The organism is Bacteroidales bacterium (genome assembly GCA_041671145.1).
In the GTDB taxonomy this organism is placed as follows: Bacteria; Bacteroidota; Bacteroidia; order Bacteroidales; family JAHJDW01; genus JAQUPB01.
Genome location: JBAZBZ010000010.1, coordinates 64,732 through 83,442, shown reverse-complemented (window position 1 = coordinate 83,442; position 18,711 = coordinate 64,732). Strand labels below are relative to the sequence as shown.

General features: G+C 31.8%; 16 protein-coding genes. 10 read left to right on the top strand and 6 right to left on the bottom strand.

Going from position 1 to position 18,711, the window contains the following annotated elements:
* Positions 1 to 467: 467 nt before the first annotated feature.
* The 5 genes from nuoK to WC223_05610 all read left to right on the top strand — a co-directional run bounded on the left by nuoK (position 468) and on the right by WC223_05610 (position 6,465).
* The gene (nuoK, locus tag WC223_05630) at positions 468 to 788 is read left to right on the top strand and encodes an NADH-quinone oxidoreductase subunit NuoK (GenBank protein ID MFA6923718.1); all 321 of its coding nucleotides are present in this window, start codon (positions 468 to 470) and stop codon (positions 786 to 788) included.
* A 173-nt stretch (positions 789 to 961) separates the two neighbouring features.
* A complete protein-coding gene (gene nuoL, locus WC223_05625) occupies positions 962 to 2,890 on the top strand; it encodes an NADH-quinone oxidoreductase subunit L (protein MFA6923717.1) in 1,929 nt (642 codons plus the stop codon).
* A 12-nt stretch (positions 2,891 to 2,902) separates the two neighbouring features.
* Positions 2,903 to 4,408 carry an NADH-quinone oxidoreductase subunit M gene (locus tag WC223_05620; protein MFA6923716.1) on the top strand — a complete coding sequence of 502 codons (1,506 nt, stop codon included), beginning with the start codon at positions 2,903 to 2,905 and terminating at the stop codon, positions 4,406 to 4,408.
* Between the two features lie 130 nt (positions 4,409 to 4,538).
* A complete protein-coding gene (locus tag WC223_05615) occupies positions 4,539 to 5,960 on the top strand; it encodes an NADH-quinone oxidoreductase subunit N (protein ID MFA6923715.1) in 1,422 nt (473 codons plus the stop codon).
* 193 nt (positions 5,961 to 6,153) lie between these two features.
* Positions 6,154 to 6,465, top strand: coding sequence for a hypothetical protein (locus WC223_05610; GenBank protein ID MFA6923714.1), 312 nt, complete (start codon positions 6,154 to 6,156; stop codon positions 6,463 to 6,465).
* A gap of 16 nt (positions 6,466 to 6,481) precedes the next feature.
* On the opposite strand, the gene mtnA is transcribed toward WC223_05610, so the two are convergent.
* On the bottom strand, positions 6,482 to 7,579 hold the full coding sequence (mtnA, locus tag WC223_05605; protein MFA6923713.1) for an S-methyl-5-thioribose-1-phosphate isomerase: 1,098 nt from the start codon (positions 7,577 to 7,579) through the stop codon (positions 6,482 to 6,484).
* Positions 7,580 to 7,787: 208 nt separating this feature from the next.
* Between mtnA and WC223_05600 the strand changes: the two genes are divergently transcribed.
* From WC223_05600 to WC223_05585, 4 genes are all read left to right on the top strand, one after another.
* Positions 7,788 to 8,483, top strand: a complete 696-nt coding sequence (locus WC223_05600) for a hypothetical protein (GenBank protein MFA6923712.1) — start codon at positions 7,788 to 7,790, stop codon at positions 8,481 to 8,483.
* A gap of 193 nt (positions 8,484 to 8,676) precedes the next feature.
* Entirely contained in the window at positions 8,677 to 9,234 is a 558-nt protein-coding gene (locus WC223_05595) for an AAA family ATPase (GenBank protein MFA6923711.1), read from the top strand.
* 9 nt (positions 9,235 to 9,243) lie between these two features.
* The gene (locus tag WC223_05590) at positions 9,244 to 9,702 is read left to right on the top strand and encodes a CoA-binding protein (GenBank protein ID MFA6923710.1); all 459 of its coding nucleotides are present in this window, start codon (positions 9,244 to 9,246) and stop codon (positions 9,700 to 9,702) included.
* 260 nt (positions 9,703 to 9,962) lie between these two features.
* Positions 9,963 to 10,760 carry a hypothetical protein gene (locus WC223_05585; protein MFA6923709.1) on the top strand — a complete coding sequence of 266 codons (798 nt, stop codon included), beginning with the start codon at positions 9,963 to 9,965 and terminating at the stop codon, positions 10,758 to 10,760.
* A gap of 6 nt (positions 10,761 to 10,766) precedes the next feature.
* Here WC223_05585 and rhaD read toward each other — a convergent pair whose 3' ends face one another.
* Both rhaD and WC223_05575 read right to left on the bottom strand, forming a co-directional pair.
* Positions 10,767 to 11,552 (bottom strand): rhamnulose-1-phosphate aldolase, encoded by a 786-nt coding sequence (gene rhaD, locus WC223_05580; GenBank protein MFA6923708.1) that lies wholly within the window; start codon positions 11,550 to 11,552, stop codon positions 10,767 to 10,769.
* Positions 11,553 to 11,560: 8 nt separating this feature from the next.
* Positions 11,561 to 12,286, bottom strand: coding sequence for a hypothetical protein (locus WC223_05575; protein ID MFA6923707.1), 726 nt, complete (start codon positions 12,284 to 12,286; stop codon positions 11,561 to 11,563).
* A 290-nt stretch (positions 12,287 to 12,576) separates the two neighbouring features.
* Here WC223_05575 and WC223_05570 point away from each other — a divergent pair, with 290 nt between their 5' ends.
* The gene (locus WC223_05570; GenBank protein MFA6923706.1) at positions 12,577 to 13,728 is read left to right on the top strand and encodes an FKBP-type peptidyl-prolyl cis-trans isomerase; all 1,152 of its coding nucleotides are present in this window, start codon (positions 12,577 to 12,579) and stop codon (positions 13,726 to 13,728) included.
* Between the two features lie 70 nt (positions 13,729 to 13,798).
* Here WC223_05570 and WC223_05565 read toward each other — a convergent pair whose 3' ends face one another.
* The 3 genes from WC223_05565 to WC223_05555 form a co-directional block, all read right to left on the bottom strand.
* Positions 13,799 to 15,742, bottom strand: coding sequence for a M1 family aminopeptidase (locus tag WC223_05565; GenBank protein MFA6923705.1), 1,944 nt, complete (start codon positions 15,740 to 15,742; stop codon positions 13,799 to 13,801).
* Between the two features lie 80 nt (positions 15,743 to 15,822).
* The gene (locus tag WC223_05560; protein MFA6923704.1) at positions 15,823 to 17,529 is read right to left on the bottom strand and encodes an Ig-like domain-containing protein; all 1,707 of its coding nucleotides are present in this window, start codon (positions 17,527 to 17,529) and stop codon (positions 15,823 to 15,825) included.
* A 157-nt stretch (positions 17,530 to 17,686) separates the two neighbouring features.
* The gene (locus tag WC223_05555; GenBank protein MFA6923703.1) at positions 17,687 to 18,637 is read right to left on the bottom strand and encodes a phosphoribosylaminoimidazolesuccinocarboxamide synthase; all 951 of its coding nucleotides are present in this window, start codon (positions 18,635 to 18,637) and stop codon (positions 17,687 to 17,689) included.
* Positions 18,638 to 18,711 lie beyond the last annotated feature (74 nt).

Below are 18,711 nucleotides of genomic sequence, written 5' to 3'. Positions count from 1 at the left end.
AGAAAATGGAATTCTATTCAAATCGTTTAGCAATTCAAAACAACTGAAACTATTATCTGCCAATATTTCAAAGAACTTTAATAAAAAAACGTTAGGACGTTAGTGATTTAGCTAAAGATTTACCAAAAGATGAAAAATATGGATTAATAAGCCAGATAACCAGAGCAGCAGTTTCTGTCCCGTCAAATATTGCAGAAGGAAGCAGCAGAACAAGCAATAAAGAATATGCATATTTTTTGAAAATAGCACTTGGTTCTTTATTTGAAATAGAAACACAATTGATTATTATTAAAGAAATAAAATTAATTAATCCAGAATCTTTAGAACCAATTTTTTACTTGATAGACGAAGAACAAAAAATGACAATGAGTTTTATTAAAAAAATAAGATAGCAAAATGAATTAATATTAAAAATGCTCGAAACTCGTAGCTCAAAGCTCGCGGCTCGTAGCTTAAATTTAAAACTTATGTTAAACACCGGAATCCCATTACAATATTTCATAATCCTCGCTACAATAATGTTCTTTATTGGTGTGTATGGATTTTTAACAAGAAGAAATCTGATTACAATATTAATGTCAGTTGAATTGATTTTAAATTCAGTGAACATAAACTTTGTTGCATTCAACAAATATTTATATCCGAATAATTTGCATGGTCATTTTTTTACATTGTTCGTAATTGCAGTTGCCGCCGCCGAGTCGGCTGTTGCCATTGCCATAATAATCAATATTTATAGAAGATTTACAACGATTAATGTTGAAGATGTTGATGAAATGAAATATTAAAAAAAGCTACGAGCTTTGAGTTACGAGCTATGAGAAAGAAAACAAAAAGCTATGAGCTACGAGCTTTTAGCTACGAGAAAATAAATTTTAATTAAAATTAATATAAGAATTAAGGTAATAATTACTGGTACTCGAAGTTCGCAGCTCGAAACTCACAGCTAAATAACAAAAAGATGGAATACAATTTCACATACACAATCTGGATTGCCTTAGTGCCGCTCTTAATGTTTGTTTTTATTGGCTTAACAGGGCATAAATATAAACCTGCAATTTCGGGAATACTCGGAACAACCGGATTATTTGTTTCTGCGGTATTATCATACATCACAGCATATCAGTATTTCTTTGTTGTAGGCAAAGTAAACGGTGCTTATGAAAAAATTTCTGCTTTCAATATCAGGTGGCTTAACTTAACCGAGTATTTACATATTGATTTGGGCGTTTTGCTCGACCCTATTTCAGTGATGATGCTTATTGTTATAACCACCGTGTCATTAATGGTTCACATTTACAGTAACGGATACATGAAAGGCGAAAAGGGCTTTCACAGATTTTTCGCCAAGCTTTCACTATTCAGCTTTTCGATGCTCGGCTTGGTAGTAGCAACAAATATTTTCCAGATGTATATTTTCTGGGAATTAGTAGGTGTTTCCTCATATCTGCTAATTAGCTTTTATTATGAAAGACCGACTGCTGTTTCTGCCGGCAAAAAAGCATTTATTGTTACACGCTTTGCAGATTTAGGTTTTTTAATCGGAATACTAATTCTTTCTTTCAATACAAAAACATTTGATTTCATTGAACTCACAAATCCGCATGGTGCTGCAATTGCTCAAGGAAGCGGAGCAGCATTTCTTGGTTTGTCTGTTATGACATGGTCGCTGATTTTTGTATTCATGGGAGGTGCCGGAAAATCGGCAATGTTCCCGTTGCACATCTGGCTGCCTGATGCAATGGAAGGTCCAACTCCCGTTTCTGCATTAATTCATGCCGCTACTATGGTTGTTGCCGGTGTTTATCTCGTTGCAAGATTATTCCCGATATACGCAATCTCTGCACCCGATGGGCTTTTAGTAGTCGCTTATGTTGGTGCATTTTCATCTTTGTTTGCAGCAATTATTGCATGTACACAATTCGACATAAAGCGCGTTCTTGCATACTCTACAATGTCGCAAATTGGTTACATGATGGTTGGATTGGGCGTTTCGGGTTATGGCGGGCACGAAGGACTTGGTTATATGGCTTCAATGTTTCACTTGTTCACTCATGCAATGTTTAAAGCATTATTGTTCCTCGGTGCAGGAGCCATTATTCACGCCGTTCACAGCAACGTGATGAATGAGATGGGCGGATTAAGAAAATATTTGCCAATAACTCACATAACTTTTTTAATTGCATGTTTAACGATTGCAGGAATTCCTGGATTATCGGCATTTTTCAGTAAAGATGAAATTTTAACTGCTGCTTATCATCACAATCCGATTATATTCTGGACTCAATTATTTGTTGCCGGCTTAACTGCATTTTACATGTTCAGATTATATTTTCGTGTATTCTGGAACAAAGAACCACACTACCACCATACGCCCCATGAATCACCTTTGGTAATGACAATTCCGTTGATGTTTCTTGCTGCTGCTTCAATATTCGCAGGATATATTCCTTTCTCACAATTTATTTCTTCCGATTTAAAACCATTTGAAACCGAAATTGAATGGATGCCTGTTGCATCACTTTCAATTCTTGTTGGATTAATAGGAATTGTAATTGCTTACGTACTTTATAAAAAAGAAAGCTCTCTTCCCGATAAAGTTTCTGCATCGTTCAAATTCTTTTACAGATGGGCTTACAATAAATTTTATTTTGATGAATTATATTTATTCGTAACAAAGAAAATTATTTTCAGATTCATTTCCGTACCTATTGCATGGTTCGACAGGCACATTGTTGATGGCACAATGAATTTATTTGCATGGCTCACAAATCTCGCATCATTCGAAATAAGAGAATTTCAGTCAGGTCAATTGCAACAATATGGCTATGCTTTTATTTCGGGTGTGATATTATTGGTTATAGTTTTTGTTTACATATTTACTTTTTAAATATTTAAAAAGATGAAATTAGATATTTTAACATTATTCGTAGTAGTACCGGTACTCACAATTTTTGCAATATTATTCACGAAAAATAACAAGCAGGCAAGAGTTGCTGCTGCTATCGGCATGGGAATTCAGTTGCTTATGGCTGCAAACCTGATTATTCGATATCTTGCATTAAGAAAATCAGGAGTAAAAGATATAATGGTATTTGTTCAAGATTACATGTGGTTTCCTGCTTTGAATATTCATTATGCAATAGGTGTTGACGGAATTTCTGTCGCTATGATTGGCTTAACCGCAATAGTTGTAGTTGCAGGTATTTTCGCATCATGGCAAGTTGAATTTCTGTCAAGAGAATTTTTTATTTCTCTGATATTATTGTCAGGCGGTGTTTTCGGATTTTTTATTTCCCTCGATTTGTTTACAATGTTTTTATTTTATGAAGTAGCAGTTATTCCAATGTATCTGTTAATCGGCATCTGGGGAAGCGGTCCGAGAGAATATTCCGCAATGAAACTTACACTAATGTTAATGGGCGGCTCTGCATTTTTACTTGTCGGCATACTTGGAATATATTTTTATTCAAATCCCGATATAAGTAAATTAACTTTTAATATGCTTGAAATTGCTAAAAATAATATGCCGCACGACAAACAACTTTTCTTTTTCCCGCTTACATTTGTCGGATTCGGTGTTTTGGGTGCAATGTTTCCTTTGCATACATGGTCGCCCGATGGTCATGCATCTGCACCAACAGCAGTGTCAATGCTTCACGCAGGAGTATTAATGAAGCTTGGTGGCTATGGTTGTTTCAGGGTTGCAATGTATTTAATGCCTTATGCCGCTCATGAACTCGCATGGATTTTCATTATATTAACTGCTATTAGTGTTGTTTACGGGGCTTTTGGAGCAATAGTCCAGAAGGATTTGAAATACATCAACGCATACTCATCGGTTAGCCATTGCGGACTTGTTTTATTTGCTTTGCTGATGATGAATAAAACGGCAATGGATGGTGCAATATTGCAAATGATATCTCACGGCTTGATGACAGCACTTTTCTTCGCATTAATAGGAATGATTTATGGAAGAACACACACCCGATATATCAATGAAATGGGCGGCTTGATGAAAGTCATGCCGTTTCTTGCAGTTTGCTATGTTATCGGAGGCCTCGCTTCTTTAGGATTACCCGGGCTTAGCGGATTTGTTGCCGAAATGACAATATTTGTGGGTTCGTTCCAACATGCTGATACTTTTCATCGTGTAGTAACAATTCTGGCTTGCTCATCAATAGTGATTACGGCGGTTTACATATTAAGAGTAATAGGAATTCTTTTACTTGGTCCAATAACAAATAAGCATTACGAACACCTTGGCGATGCAAAATGGTTTGAAAGAGTATCAACAATAGCACTTATAATTCCTGTAGCAGCAATAGGTTTGGCACCATTATGGCTGTCGGATATGATTGGAGATAGCTTGATGCCCATATTGAATAAACTTGCAGGAATGTTATAAAAATAAATTTAGGATTAAGAATTTACGATTTGGGATTTTAAAAAAAAATTGTGAAGTTGTGAAAAAAAATATGATTTCTATTTACGATTAACAATTAACTATTAACAATTAACTTTTTTATATAATAAGTATGAACTTACAGGACTTTTTACTGATGCGTCACGAATTGCTGCTCGTGGTTTTTACAGCAATTATTTTACTTGCAGAAATATTTACAGGTGAAAACAAAAAAGGAATAAAAAGTTTATCTGTTATTTTATTTTCAATTATAACCATTGTAGGATTCTTTCCCGTGCCTGAGGGCAAGCTTTTCGGCGGAATGTACAATACGGATTTATTACGAGTAACAGTAAAAAATATTTTAAATATCGGTGTACTAATTATTTTTATTCAATCATACAGTTGGTTAAAACTTGATGAAAATAAAAATAAAATAAGTGAATATTTTGTTTTACTTATTTCAACTTTAATCGGAATGAACTTTATGATTTCATCAGGCGATTTTTTAATGTTTTATCTCGGACTTGAACTTGCAACTATTCCAATAGCTGCACTTGCCGCTTATGAAATTTACAAGAACAAATCTGCTGAAGCAGGAGTAAAACTCATACTATCTTCTGCCCTATCATCAGGTATCATGTTATACGGAATTTCAATGTTATATGGTGCAACCGGCTCAATATATTTTGATGAAGTTGCTCCAATGATTGTAAAAAATGCAATACTCGCTCTGTCGTTCATATTTTTCTTTGCAGGAATGGCATTTAAAATTTCCATTGTTCCTTTCCATTTGTGGACAGCCGATGTTTACGAAGGTGCACCAATTAACATCACATCATATTTATCGGTAATATCAAAAGGTGCAGCAGTTTTTATTTTCACCATTATTTTATTTACTGTATTCCGTTCAATTGTTTTTTTATGGCAGGAAGTAATTTATGTAACAGCTGTTTTAACAATGACCATAGGTAATTTATTTGCAATACGGCAGCAAAACCTGAAAAGGTTTCTTGCTTTCTCGTCTATCTCGCAGGCAGGGTTCATACTTCTTGGTGTTATAGGGGGAAATCAGTTAGGAATGTCATCCGTAGTTTATTATATTTTAATTTACATTTTTTCTAATCTCGGTGCTTTTGGTGTCGTTGCTGCAATTTCAAATGTTACGGGAAAAGAAAACATTGATGATTACAACGGTTTGTATTTAACAAATCCAAAATTGAGTTTGACAATGATGCTCGCATTATTTTCTCTTGCAGGAATACCGCCTGTTGCAGGATTCTTCGGAAAATTCTTTTTATTTATGGCAGCAGCACAACAAGGTTTTTATATATTAGTTTTAATAGCTGTTGTAAATGCAATAATATCACTGTATTATTATTTACTTGTAGTAAAAGCAATGTTCTTGAATAAAAGTGAAAATCCGCTTCAATATTTTAAAAGTGATTGGATGACAAGAATTGGCTTGCTTATTTGCATTATAGGTATTGTGGTTGTGGGCTTTGCAAGCGGAATTTTTGAGCAATTGAATTTCTTGAGTTTTGGAATTAATTAAGAAGCCGCGAACTTCGAGCCATGAGTTTCGAGTTTAAGAATAAAATAAAATTGATAATACTACGACTTAATCTAAAATGAAAAATAAACTCTCATTTTTAAACTCACAGCTCGTGGCTCATAGCTTTTATTTTTCAATACCCAACTTTATAAATAACATATTTACTTTAACATTATAGTTTAATCTTAAAAAAATGGCATTACTCACAAAAGGAAAACATATAATCGGTGAAATTGAAGGTGTTCGCTGCACAATAGTTGAAACAGGTGTTACAGAAGAAAGAATGAAATTCCTGAAAGATTTACTTGAGTTCAATAAATTTGAAGTGAAAACCTTAAAAGAAGCCGACAAAGAAACTTATACAATAGGTGTTACCTATTTGATTTTTAATCCCGCAATAGCTGTTTACGACAGTTCACTGAAAACACCTGACGGATGTGTTGTTCGCCTTCCAATCTGGCGGCAAGAAAACACAAAATGTTATCCAAATTACTGGATACACTGAAAATAAATTTCAGTTTTTATTTAGAGATGTCATTATATAATTTCGATATACTTTCTTTATTTGGTTCGCATATTCCCTTTTCTGTTATAAGTCCTGTTACATACTTTGCAGGAGTGACATCAAATGCGTAATTACGGCATTTGCTTGTTTCGGTTGTCAAAAGCACTTTTTCGATTTTACCGTTCAACAAACCTTCCATATATTTAACTTCTTCTTCACTTCTTTCTTCAATAGGAATTTGTTTCAATCCATCGGAAATTGAAAAATCAATAGTCGAAGAAGGTAACGCCACATAGAAAGGGATATTATTATCCTTTGCGGCAAGTGCTTTTAAATAAGTTCCTATTTTATTGGCAACATCGCCATTTATTGTTGTCCTGTCGCTTCCGACAATAACAATGTCAACCAAACCATTCTGCATAAGATGTCCACCTGTATTATCTGCTATCACCGTATGAGGAACACCATGCTGTTCGAGTTCAAATGCCGTTAATCTTGCACCCTGATTACGCGGACGGGTTTCATCAACCCATACGTGAACTTTAATTCCCTTATCAAAAGCCGCATAAATAGGAGAAGTGGCAGTGCCGTAGTCAATGCAAGCAAGCCAACCGGCATTACAGTGTGTTAAAATATTCACTACTTCACCATTTTTTCTTTTGCTGATTTTCTCAATTAATTTAAAACCATGTTCTCCAATTTTTTTACATGATTCAATTTCAAATCCTTCAATTTCTTTTGCTTTTTTTAATGCCGCTTCAATTTCATTTCCTTTTGATTTCATTATTTCATCAAGCATTTTATCAACTGCAAAAGCAAGATTTATCGCAGTAGGACGTGATGATTTGAGTTTCGCAGCAGCTCTTTTTATATTTTCTTCAAAATTTTCTTGTCCCGAAAATTCAATTACAGCCAAATACATTCCATAAGCAGCAGCAACTCCAATAAGAGGTGCACCACGCACCAACATTTCTTTTATTGCATTATAAACATCATCAGCAGTTTTAATATCGGCAACAACAAATTTAAATGGTAAATAACGCTGGTCAATAGCATGAATGGTATTATTATTTCCTGTCCAAATAGTACAATAATGTTTTCCGTTTATATTCATTTATAAGTTTTTTTATCAAAAGTACCAATAATTTCATTATTTGAAAAGTTGTTAAAAAAAATTGTCCTCAATTAATTTATTATTAATAACTTTGTTGACATAATTTTTTATATTTTATTTATTTATGCAAAATAAACATCTGGCAATAATATTATTAGCTTCAATTTTTTTGTGCTTTCAAAACATTGATAATCCAAAAAAAAATGATTTGAAAAAAAGCAAATTGTTGGGAAAAGTAAAAGATATAAGGTTTCAGACATTTAAGGCAAATCAAGTTTTAGGGGAAATAGGTCAAGGAAACATCAGTAAAAATCCTGATGACAATTACTTGCTTAAATTTAATGAAAAAGGGTATAGAATATCAAATACGACTTTTAATATTAGTGGTACAATAAATTACCAAGATACCTTTTTATACGACACAAACAATGTTCTTATAGAAATGAGAAGAAGCTTGCCTCATGGCATAATTACATCGAAAAGAAAATACGAATTTGATGAAAAAAACAATCTGATTAAAGAAGTATGGTATTATGACAATCTCCCTGAAACAAGATATGCCAACAAATATGATACTCTCGGAAACCTAATTGAGCAATGTATTTATGATGAAGTTAATAAAATAATGACTGATAAGTTTTATTATAAGTATGATGACTACGACAATGAAATTGAGAGACACATTTATGATGGAAAAGGAAAACTCATTTTTATTTATAAGGCAACATACGATGATGACGATATGAAAATTGAAGAAAGCACCTACAGACCTGATGGCTCTTTATATGTAAAATATACTTACGAGTATGTATTTGATGAAAAAAAGAACTGGATTAAACTCACTTATCTTAAAAATAATATTCCTGATGAAATTAGTGTGAGAACGATAAATTATTATGATTAGTGCTATTCTTATTTCAAAAACAAAAAAACAACTTCCCGTTTATAACAACTGTTAAAGGAATTGTTTTCAAAAAAAATCTATTCCTAACATATTTGTTTTTTATTACAACCTTTTTTACTTATTAAATCAAAATTATTACTTTTACAATTAGAATATGCCAATACCATTTTTTACTAAATAAATAATTAAAAAAATGATAATCATAGGAATAACAGGAACTTTAGGTGCAGGAAAGGGTACTATTGTTGATTATCTTGTAAAAAATAAAAATTTCAAGCATTTTTCAGTCCGTAATTTCCTCATAGAAGAAATAAAAAAAAGAGAACTACGGATAAATAGAGATAGCATGACTTCTGTTGCAAATGAACTTCGTTCAAAACATTCGCCAAGCTACATAATTGAAGAACTTTATAAAGAAGCAACAAAAACATCGGAAAACTGCATAATAGAAAGCATAAGAGCTATAGGTGAAGTAACAGTATTGAAAACAAAAGAGAATTTTCATCTGATAGCAATTGATGCCAAACCTGAATTGCGTTATAAGCGAATAACTAACCGCAAATCTGAAACAGACAATATTACTTTTGAAACTTTTCTTGCAAACGAAAAAAGAGAAATGCAAAACGACGATACTACAAAACAAAACATTTCAAAGTGTATTGAAATGGCTGATTTCGTTTTAACAAACAATGGTTCTATTGAAGATTTACAAAAGAAAATAGAAAAAATAATTTGTAAAATATTAAAATAACTTTAAAGAATGGAAAAAACATCTCTATATTCAATTAATGAATTCCTGAAGCATAAAACTCTTGCTATTGTTGGTGTTTCTAACAATAAAAACAAATTCAGCAACCAGTTATTTAACGACCTTTTAAAAAAAGGATATATTTTATACCCTGTAAATCCGAGTATGAAGACGTTCAACGGACAGGAATGCTTTCCTGACTTAAAATCAATTCCCCAAAAAATCGAAGCTGCAATAATTATCACCAATCCTTCGGTAACCGAAATTATAGTCAAAGATGCTATTTCAAAAAACATTAAAAATCTATGGTTGCAGCAGGGAACTGAAAGCGAAGCAGCAATTAAATCAGCAAAAGAAAACAATATCAACATCATCACAAAGCACTGTTTTATGATGTATGCAGAACCTTTGGTAACACCACACAAAATTCATCGTTTCTTTTTAAAACTTTTTGGAAAATACCCGAAGTGATTCTTATTTTAAAATTGAATTGCAAATTTCGAATATAAACAAAAAACATCACCATTAAAACAAAATATACCATCGGCTTTGTAATAATCGTTGCATTTTCATTAATTTCATTTGCACGAGCACAGGATATAATTATAAAAAAAAACGGCGATAAAATAAATGCAAATATTATAGGTGAAGATTCCATATATGTTAGATACAACGATTCGGAAAACAAACAAAATAATTTTGTTTATAAAATTCCTTTCAGTGAAATATCAATGATTTTTTTTTCAAACGGTGCAAAGGAAGTTTTTTTCACAACTCAATGGTACGAAACCGAAACAGTTAATAACATTGAAGAGTACAACAAAACATCATTTAATAAATACGGACATATTAAAATTTTCAATACACCCGTTTTCTATGCAGGCACCGGTTTAAGTTTATTTAATAATTACAATATAGGCAATCCTAATCAATTCTGGAAATACATAACATCTGACAATTCTGCATCACTCAAAACCAAAACTTTTTTTTATTATTTCAACATAGGAACAAAAGGAGCTATTGATTCATTAAATAAAAATTACCTTGGCACCGAAATTCAATTTTCAAAAACATCAAAAAATGCGATATATGGATTAAATACCAACAATACAGGTCGAAGCGAAATTATTTTTGGTGCTTATCTTTTTGATATAACAATAAATTATTACCGACGGCTTGACAGAAAAAACAAGCTTCTCCTGATTATTAGTCCTGCAATAAATATTGGTTTTATGAACGGCTCAATTTATCATGCAGGCATAAGTTACAATGAAGCCCACACTTATGAAATGGGTTGGCAAATTTCAACAGGCATTAATTATTTTTTAATTAAAAAATGCGGAATAAATTTTCGCTTCGGATACAGAAAATCGCAAATTAACGAAATCCACGCCGACTCACAAAGCATAACAGGTTCCGGTGCATTCCTCACAAACAATACCGATGGCAATCGCGTTAAAGTTGATTGGAGCGGATTATACAGTACAATAGGAATTTCGATATTATTAAATTCAAAAAACCGAAAATAAAAAAATCTAAAGTTTTTGTATTTGTTTTTCAGATAATCCCTGTAATTCAATTCGTGCTGCCTTGCAAAGAAAAAATATTTTTGCCGATTTATTAATCATATCAATAATATCAAATGCGGATGAAATACTTTTCCCAACTGCAAAACAACCGTGTTTTTCCCAAACAGCCAATTTGTGTTTTTGCAACGACTCTACTGTAGCTTCGGCAATATCATAACTGCCGGGCAAAAGAAAAGGAATAAATCCAACACCTTCTTTAACAAACATTGTATTTTCAGGATGAATGGATTTTATGAGCTTGTTTAAATTTCTTTCATCAGCATATTTTTTTACATGTGTAAGAGCAATCAATTCGGTAGGATGAGTATGAATTATCGCTTTTATTTCAGAGGACTTATTTTTTAATAATTCCTGATGAATTAAAAGATGAACGATTAATTCGGATGTTGGAAGAATTTTGTTATTGGTATCGGATAAAATACAATAACCATCGCCTTTATCTGAAATTTTAATTGTCAGTATATTTTCGTTCGGATTTTTTTCGATATCACGCATTCTGCCTCCGGTAGCAGTTACAAGAAATATTTTGCCGGAAAGATTTGCGAATTTATTGCCAAGTTTATAAAACCTTTTGTGCGTTTTTATATTATTTTCTTCGCTTTCATAAAAATGTTTTTCCATGCGAACAGAAATATTACCAGCATTTCTCTCAGCCCATCCCTTTTGCCACAATAATTTTCCCGTTTCGGCAATTTCATTTATTGCTTTTTTTATTTCATTTTGTTCAGCCATTTATTTTATCAGTTTTGTTTTATGCCCCTGCCAAATGCCAGATTTAATGCTGTCTTTTTTGCTTCCGAAAAAAATGCAACATCAAAAAAACTCAATATCAGCTTTTGGCGTATGTTCTGGTCGAGTTTGTTTAAAGCTTCCTGAATTTTATTTTTATCTTTATAAATAATTTTGCAAATCTCAAAAATGTAAATCAGAATTCTGTCTTTCGGATTTACAGGTTCGTCACCGTTATCCTTAGCATCAAAAACATGTCTGAAAAAATTCAGATAGTCAATTATTTCATCTGACGATTCAATGTTTGATTTAACTATTTCCTCAAAAGCCACAATAGTATTGCGTTGCATTGCGGAACCGAAAACATTATCGCTTCTCAGAATATTTTCATAATTCCATAGAATGTATGCCTGCGTTATGTATGCACATTTTTCGGATTTCAGGTTTTCAGCATTTTTAAGCGTAAAATTCATGATTTCGCTTTTACTTTCTCCTTCAATAAATAGCTCTTCAAACAATTCTCTCGGTAATTGCACTAACCAGTATAAAATAATTACTTTATTATAATTGCCGTTACTCTTTTGAATTTTAGAAATATTATTGGAAAGACAATTGATAAATCTGAAATGAATATAATCTTCATTTTTAAAAAAAATTAATCTGGAAAGTTTTCCAAGAAAACCTTTTTTGAAAAATGTCTTTAGTTTGCTGTGCCTGAAAATTCCTTTATTTTCCATAATAAAGCTCATTAAGAATTTTCAAATATAAGTAAAAGCTTTTTAATATTAAATTAATTGAATTTTTCTTAAATAAAATTTTCTAGGGTATGCACTTAATACATCTTAAAAATCACTAATGTCTGGTAAAAATATGTTAAAATAAATAATCTTGTTCAGTAACAAATTAATTTATATAATGTCTATTAAAAAATCATAAAGTTTCTTTAACAAAACTAAAAATGAATGAAAAAAAGTTTATTTTTGGCATGATTTTAAATTATTATTAATAATTAAATAATAAAAAGTAAATGAGAAATATTCTTTTGTGTTTGGTTATCGCAGTATTTCTGGTTAGCCAATCGTGTATGTTAAAGAAAAAAGTTGTAACAACTCCATCCGGACTCCAATATTCAGTAATTAAAAAAGGAAATGGAATTCAGCCAAAAAAAGGTGATGTTGTAAAAATTCATTATGTTGGAAAACTCTTAAACGACAGTATTTTTGATAGCTCATACAGCAGAAGCGAACCTTTAACATACAAGCTCGGATTCGGGCAAACAATTAAGGGATGGGAAGAAGGCATTGCTCTCCTTCATGAAGGCGATAGCGCAATGCTGATAATACCACCGAAATTAGGTTATGAGGACAAACCTACAGGAAAAATTCCTCCTAACTCAACATTAAATTTCACTATTAAACTCGTGAAAGTGATTGCAAAAATTGTTCCCTTTGATACGAAAGGTAAGGATACCATTACTTTACCAAGCGGAACAAAATATATTACTTCAAAACTAGGAACAGGCCAAAAAGCCGATACTGGATTGATTGCAACAATACATTATACCGGATTTTTAAATGATACAACAATATTTGATTCATCGGTAGAAAAAGGAGAACCCGTGAAATTCACTCTTGGTTCAGGTCAGGTTAATCCTATTCTGGAAGAAGCCGTAAAACAACTGAACGTTGGCTCAAAAACACGATTTATAATTTCTTCACAAAAATTATTCGCCAATAATCCAAATATGAATACACAAAAGAACGCTGATTTGTTTTTTGACATTGAATTGTTGAATCTTGAAAAAAAAGCTGCTCTTATTCCTTTTGATACTAAAGGAAAAGATACTATTAAAACTGCAAGTGGTTTGAAATATATAATAATAGAAAACGGCAAAGGTGCAAAGCCCGTAAATGGCAGTAAAGTGAAAGTTCATTATAGCGGTTATTTTACAAATGGTAAAAAGTTCGATTCATCAGTGGAAAGAAATCAACCTTTCACTTTTACTTTGGGAACAGGTGGTGTAATAAAAGGATGGGATGAAGGAATAGCGTTATTAAATGTAGGAACAAAAGCACGACTTATTGTTCCTTCCGATTTAGGTTATGGTGACAAAGAAATGGGTCCTATTCCTGCCGGCTCTACTTTGGTTTTTGATATCGAACTTATTGAAGCAAAATAATTGAACACTAAGTTTTCTTGATAGAGATTCTATCTTTTGAAAAGATGGAATCTCTATTTTTTGTGTGGTTTTATTTTATTATTTCAATTTTTTTCACCATTGGATTATCGTTGATAAAAAGTCTGCAAAAATAAAAACCCGCAGGAACATCTGTAATATCTATTCTGTATTTAATTTGACAATATGGAAATTCAGAATAAGAAATAATTTTTCTTCCCGAAATATCAAATAATTCAAATTTATCAATATGCTGATTTTGGTTAACAGTTAATTCAATATAATTAGCAGCCGGATTGGGTGCTAAAATAATTTCCGTAATTTGTTTTTCTATAATATTATCAACAAGTTCTATTGTATCATTAGCCGAAAGAATCCATCTTTCGGGGTCATACAAAGCCGAATCGGCAACAAAGCCAATATTTGCAGTAAATTCCTGTCCCGAAAAAGTATTATTGAAAACCATAATTGTATCTTTAATATTATTTTTAAACCTAATAGGCATAGGCATTTCAAAAAAACTAACGGAAGGATGGGATTGTGTTTGTGAAATTTTAACCTTAATATTATTTCCACTTTCTTTTGTGCAAACAATATTATATGTTGGATACCCTTCCTTATAAAGCCATTCATCAAAAAAGTAATCTAAATTCTTTCCGCAAGAATTTTGAACATGATTTATAAAATTATCAGTCATTGAAAATTTATATGAAAGTACAGTATCATTAATATAATTTCGCAGTGCAGCGAAAAAGCATGAATCGCCTACTGTCCATCTCAACATGTGAAGCAATAATGAACCTTTATGATAAGTCAATCTCGAATCAAATATTCTATCTACAGAAGTTGTATCGGCAACATAAACTGAACCATCGGGCTGACTCATAACTTCCTGAATTCTGCTTTTCTTCCACACCATCCAATAATAATCACTGAATCTTTCGTAGGTTAACCCTGTAATATAAGAAGCAAAACTTTCATTAAGCCATATATCATGCCAGCTACCACATGTAACTTTATCGCCAAACCATTGATGCGAAAGTTCATGAATCATTATTTCATAAGAGAAACCATCAATAAATGTCATCGTCTGATGTTCCATTCCGCCTCCTGCACCAAATTGCGCATGTCCGTACCTTTCCCTAACAAAAGGATACATTCCGAACAAGCTGTCGTAAAAATTAAATGCGGGCAATAAATCTTTTGTCGAATTCCTCGCTGTTAATGAATCTTCGGGGTAAACATAGTTCAGTATTTGTATTGAATCTGCTCCTTCTTTAACATAATCGGAATAAACAGCATAGTTTGTAACTGCAATGCCGATAAGATAAGTTGCGATAGGATAGCGATGCTTCCAGTGATAAATTTTGCTCAATCCCTGATTTGTAACTCCGACAAGCAATCCGTTTGAAGCTGCTTTATATGCTTCGGGAATCGTAATAAAAATATCTGTTGAATCAATTTTATCGGTAAGTCCCTGCTTGCATGGCCACCAATCTTTTGCACCGAATGGCTCGGAAAGTGTCCATATTATTGGTGTTCCATTGTGTTCGCTCTTCACAAACGAATGTGAATCAGCAGAATTAGGATTGCCATGATAAATAATACTTATTGAATCGAAATAATTTAAAGTTAATGTTGTTGCCAAATCAATTACCAATTCATCATTTGAAGTTAAACTAAAATTCACTTTCCCTCCATGAAAAATAACGGAATCAACAATCATGTTTTGTGTCAAATCAAAACTAATCTGACTAACATTTGACTTTGTGGTTTTGAAATAAGAGGTTACAGTTCCTGCAATAAAATTAGTATCCGGATTTATAGTAAATTCAAGACGATGATATTTCAAATCATAGTTAGCACCTGCATTTGAACGATTTTGTTTTATTGATTTATGAAATGATTTTTTTTGATTTTCAGCAATTTTATTGTAAACATTAATATCAGGTCGGCTTATTTGTGAATGCAAACAAGAATATGCAATTAGGCAAAAAAATAAAAATGTGTTTCGCATAAAAAAAATTTCGAGTTTTCAGTTTCGGAATTTTAATATATGTGCTATTAAACTATAAACTAAAAACTCTAAACTGAAAACTATTTTTGTACTTTCCAATCCATTTCAGTATCCCAGTTTGCTTTTGCATTAAATATGCTATACATCAAAACTTTTTCTGGTTGTATTTTTTTCAAATAAATCCCGGTGCTCCACTTCGAATCATTATTGCTGTCATATATAAGACGGAAATTATATTTTCTCGGCAATAAAAAACCATAAATTATTTTTTCAGATTTATTGATTATGTCTTCTTTAACCACGTTGCCTTTTTCATCAACTAATTGCAAAATGTATTGAAATCTATTTTCAGGTAAACTGATGTTTAAAATTATTTTCGCATAATCTTTCAGCGATTTTGTTTTAAACTCATACTTTATAGTGTCATTCTTAAAATCGAAAATATCTTTAAATGTATCCGGAGGAATAAAAAGTTTATATGATTTGTTTTCCTTCCATTGATATGATATTTCGAGTTTTCGCTTTAAACTATCAGAAAATGAAAATTTCGGAATCACAATCGTATCCTTACCTTCTGTCAATATTATTTTCGAAAAATCAAACTCTGCTATTGGTTGCGAAAAAGTAATTTTTATTAGCTTGTTCAAATCAAGTGTCTTTGATGACAAATTGCTCTCAGAGCCGAATTTTGCAACTGCAACATTTCCTTTTCCTGTTCTTGACTTCTGATTTTTAGGAGGCAGAACAAAATCAACTGTGTCAAGAATGGTTTTATTGTCGCTCACCTTTATTGTCAATGAATCCGTTGATAGATTTTTAAGCCAATAGAAAAGTGTATCTCTTGTTTTATTAATTTCACAATAGTTAAAATTCACATCTGTTTGTGGTTTCAATAATTTAAGTTTTATATTTTCTGTCGGCTTGTAAAATACGAACATTAATTTTCCATAACCCTGTGCAGATGATTTTACAATATGTTGAAAGCCCTTTTCTTCCTGAAATAAATTCAGATTGTAAAAAGGTTTTATTGTAGTTTTATTTGTATCATTATTAAACGGAAAAACCAAGGTATCGAGAAATCCGATTTTTTCTTCGGGCAAATCGTATAAATAATTATTATTTATATCTTTTAATGCAAAAATTTTATATTTGCCCATTTTTATATTGTTAAACTTAAATCCACCGTTATCAATTGTTTTGGCAACATATTGCGGTATTTTTTCGTAAGGCAGCGAATCTGTATTTTTATTATAAAGAAGAATGGCAACATCTTTTTCTGGTGTTAAACCGAAAGCATCTATAATCTGTCCTCTAATAATCATTGAATCTATTGAATTCCCTGTAGAAAAAATGCAATTAAAATTTTCGAGAATATTGTTTTCGGTAATGTCGGAAATTGATTTTCCGAAAGAAATGTTATAAGTTGTATTTTTCTGAAGAGAATCTTTAAATTTCACCAAAACTGATTTCCCTTTTACTTTAACATCAGGAGCATCAGCAAGTGGCGGAGATATGATAATTTGGTTATTTACATCTTTTAACTGAATAAATTCATCAAACTCGATTTCTATTTTATTTTCACTGAATTTTGTTGATTTGTTTGCAGGAATATATTTTTTTATTGAAGGCGGCTTCACATCTTTCTTTCCGCCACTTGGTAATTCAATAACAGCACAACTACTGAGCAAAAAGATGAATAAAAAAACAAAAATACAGCCCTTAATTCCCCTTCTCAAGATTGGGATTAAAGAGGGCATGTTGTATGAAAATATTTTTTTAAAATTCAAATTAATTTATTTTTAAAATTAATAACGAACACCGAATATCGAATGTAGAATAATGAAGTATTCCTATATAGCCAAAACTTCGATATTCATAATTCAGTGTTCGATATTCGATATTTTTTTTTAGAATTTCATGAATACTGATTCCTAAACATCAATGTTAAATCAATTTACTTATGCAACTGCTTGTATTGTTAAATATGCGTTTTTCAATATCCGAGATGTCGGTTCTGATAAATTTATATCCCGTTATATTTTCATAAAGTTCAATATATCTTTCGGAAACTGAATTTACAAAATCCGATGTCATTTCGGGAACCCTTTCTCCTGCCCTACCCTGAAAACCTCTTTCCATCAACCATTCCCGTACAAATTCTTTTGATAATTGTTTTTGCGGCTCTCCTTTTTCCTGACGTTCTTCATATCCGTTTTTATAGAAATAACGTGAAGAATCGGGAGTATGTATTTCATCAATCAAATATATTTTTCCATCTTTTTTTCCGAATTCATATTTTGTATCAACCAAAATCAAATTCATTTTGTTTGCAATTTCCTGTCCTCTCTGAAAAACAGCATAAGTATATTCCTCGAGTTTTTCGTAATCATCTTTAGAAACCAAACCCGATTTAATTATTTCGTCTTTCGAAATATCTTCATCATGCCCCACGGATGCCTTTGTAGTTGGCGTTATAATAGGTTTTGAAAAACGAGCATTTTCTTTCATTCCATCAGGCATTGGTTCTCCGCAAAGCATTCTCTTTCCTTCTTTATATTCTCTCCATGCATGCCCCGACAAATATCCTCTTATTACCATTTCAACTTTAAATGGTTCGCAAATATGTCCCACAGTCACCATCGGGTCGGGAGTTGCAACAATCCAGTTTGGAACAATATCTTCAGTTGCTTTCATAAACTTTGCTGCAATCTGATTTAAAACTTGTCCCTTGTATGGGATGCCTTCGGGCAAAACCACATCAAATGCCGAAATCCTGTCGGTTACCAACATCACAAGAAATCTGTCATCAATATTATAAACATCTCTTACTTTTCCTTTGTACAAACTTTTTTGTTTATCAAATTTGAAATTTGTTTCTACAATTGCGTTTGCCATATTTTTATTTTTTTTACAAAAATAATAAATAATATCAAATAATTAAGTTCTTAAAACGCTTAAAGTTCATAAAG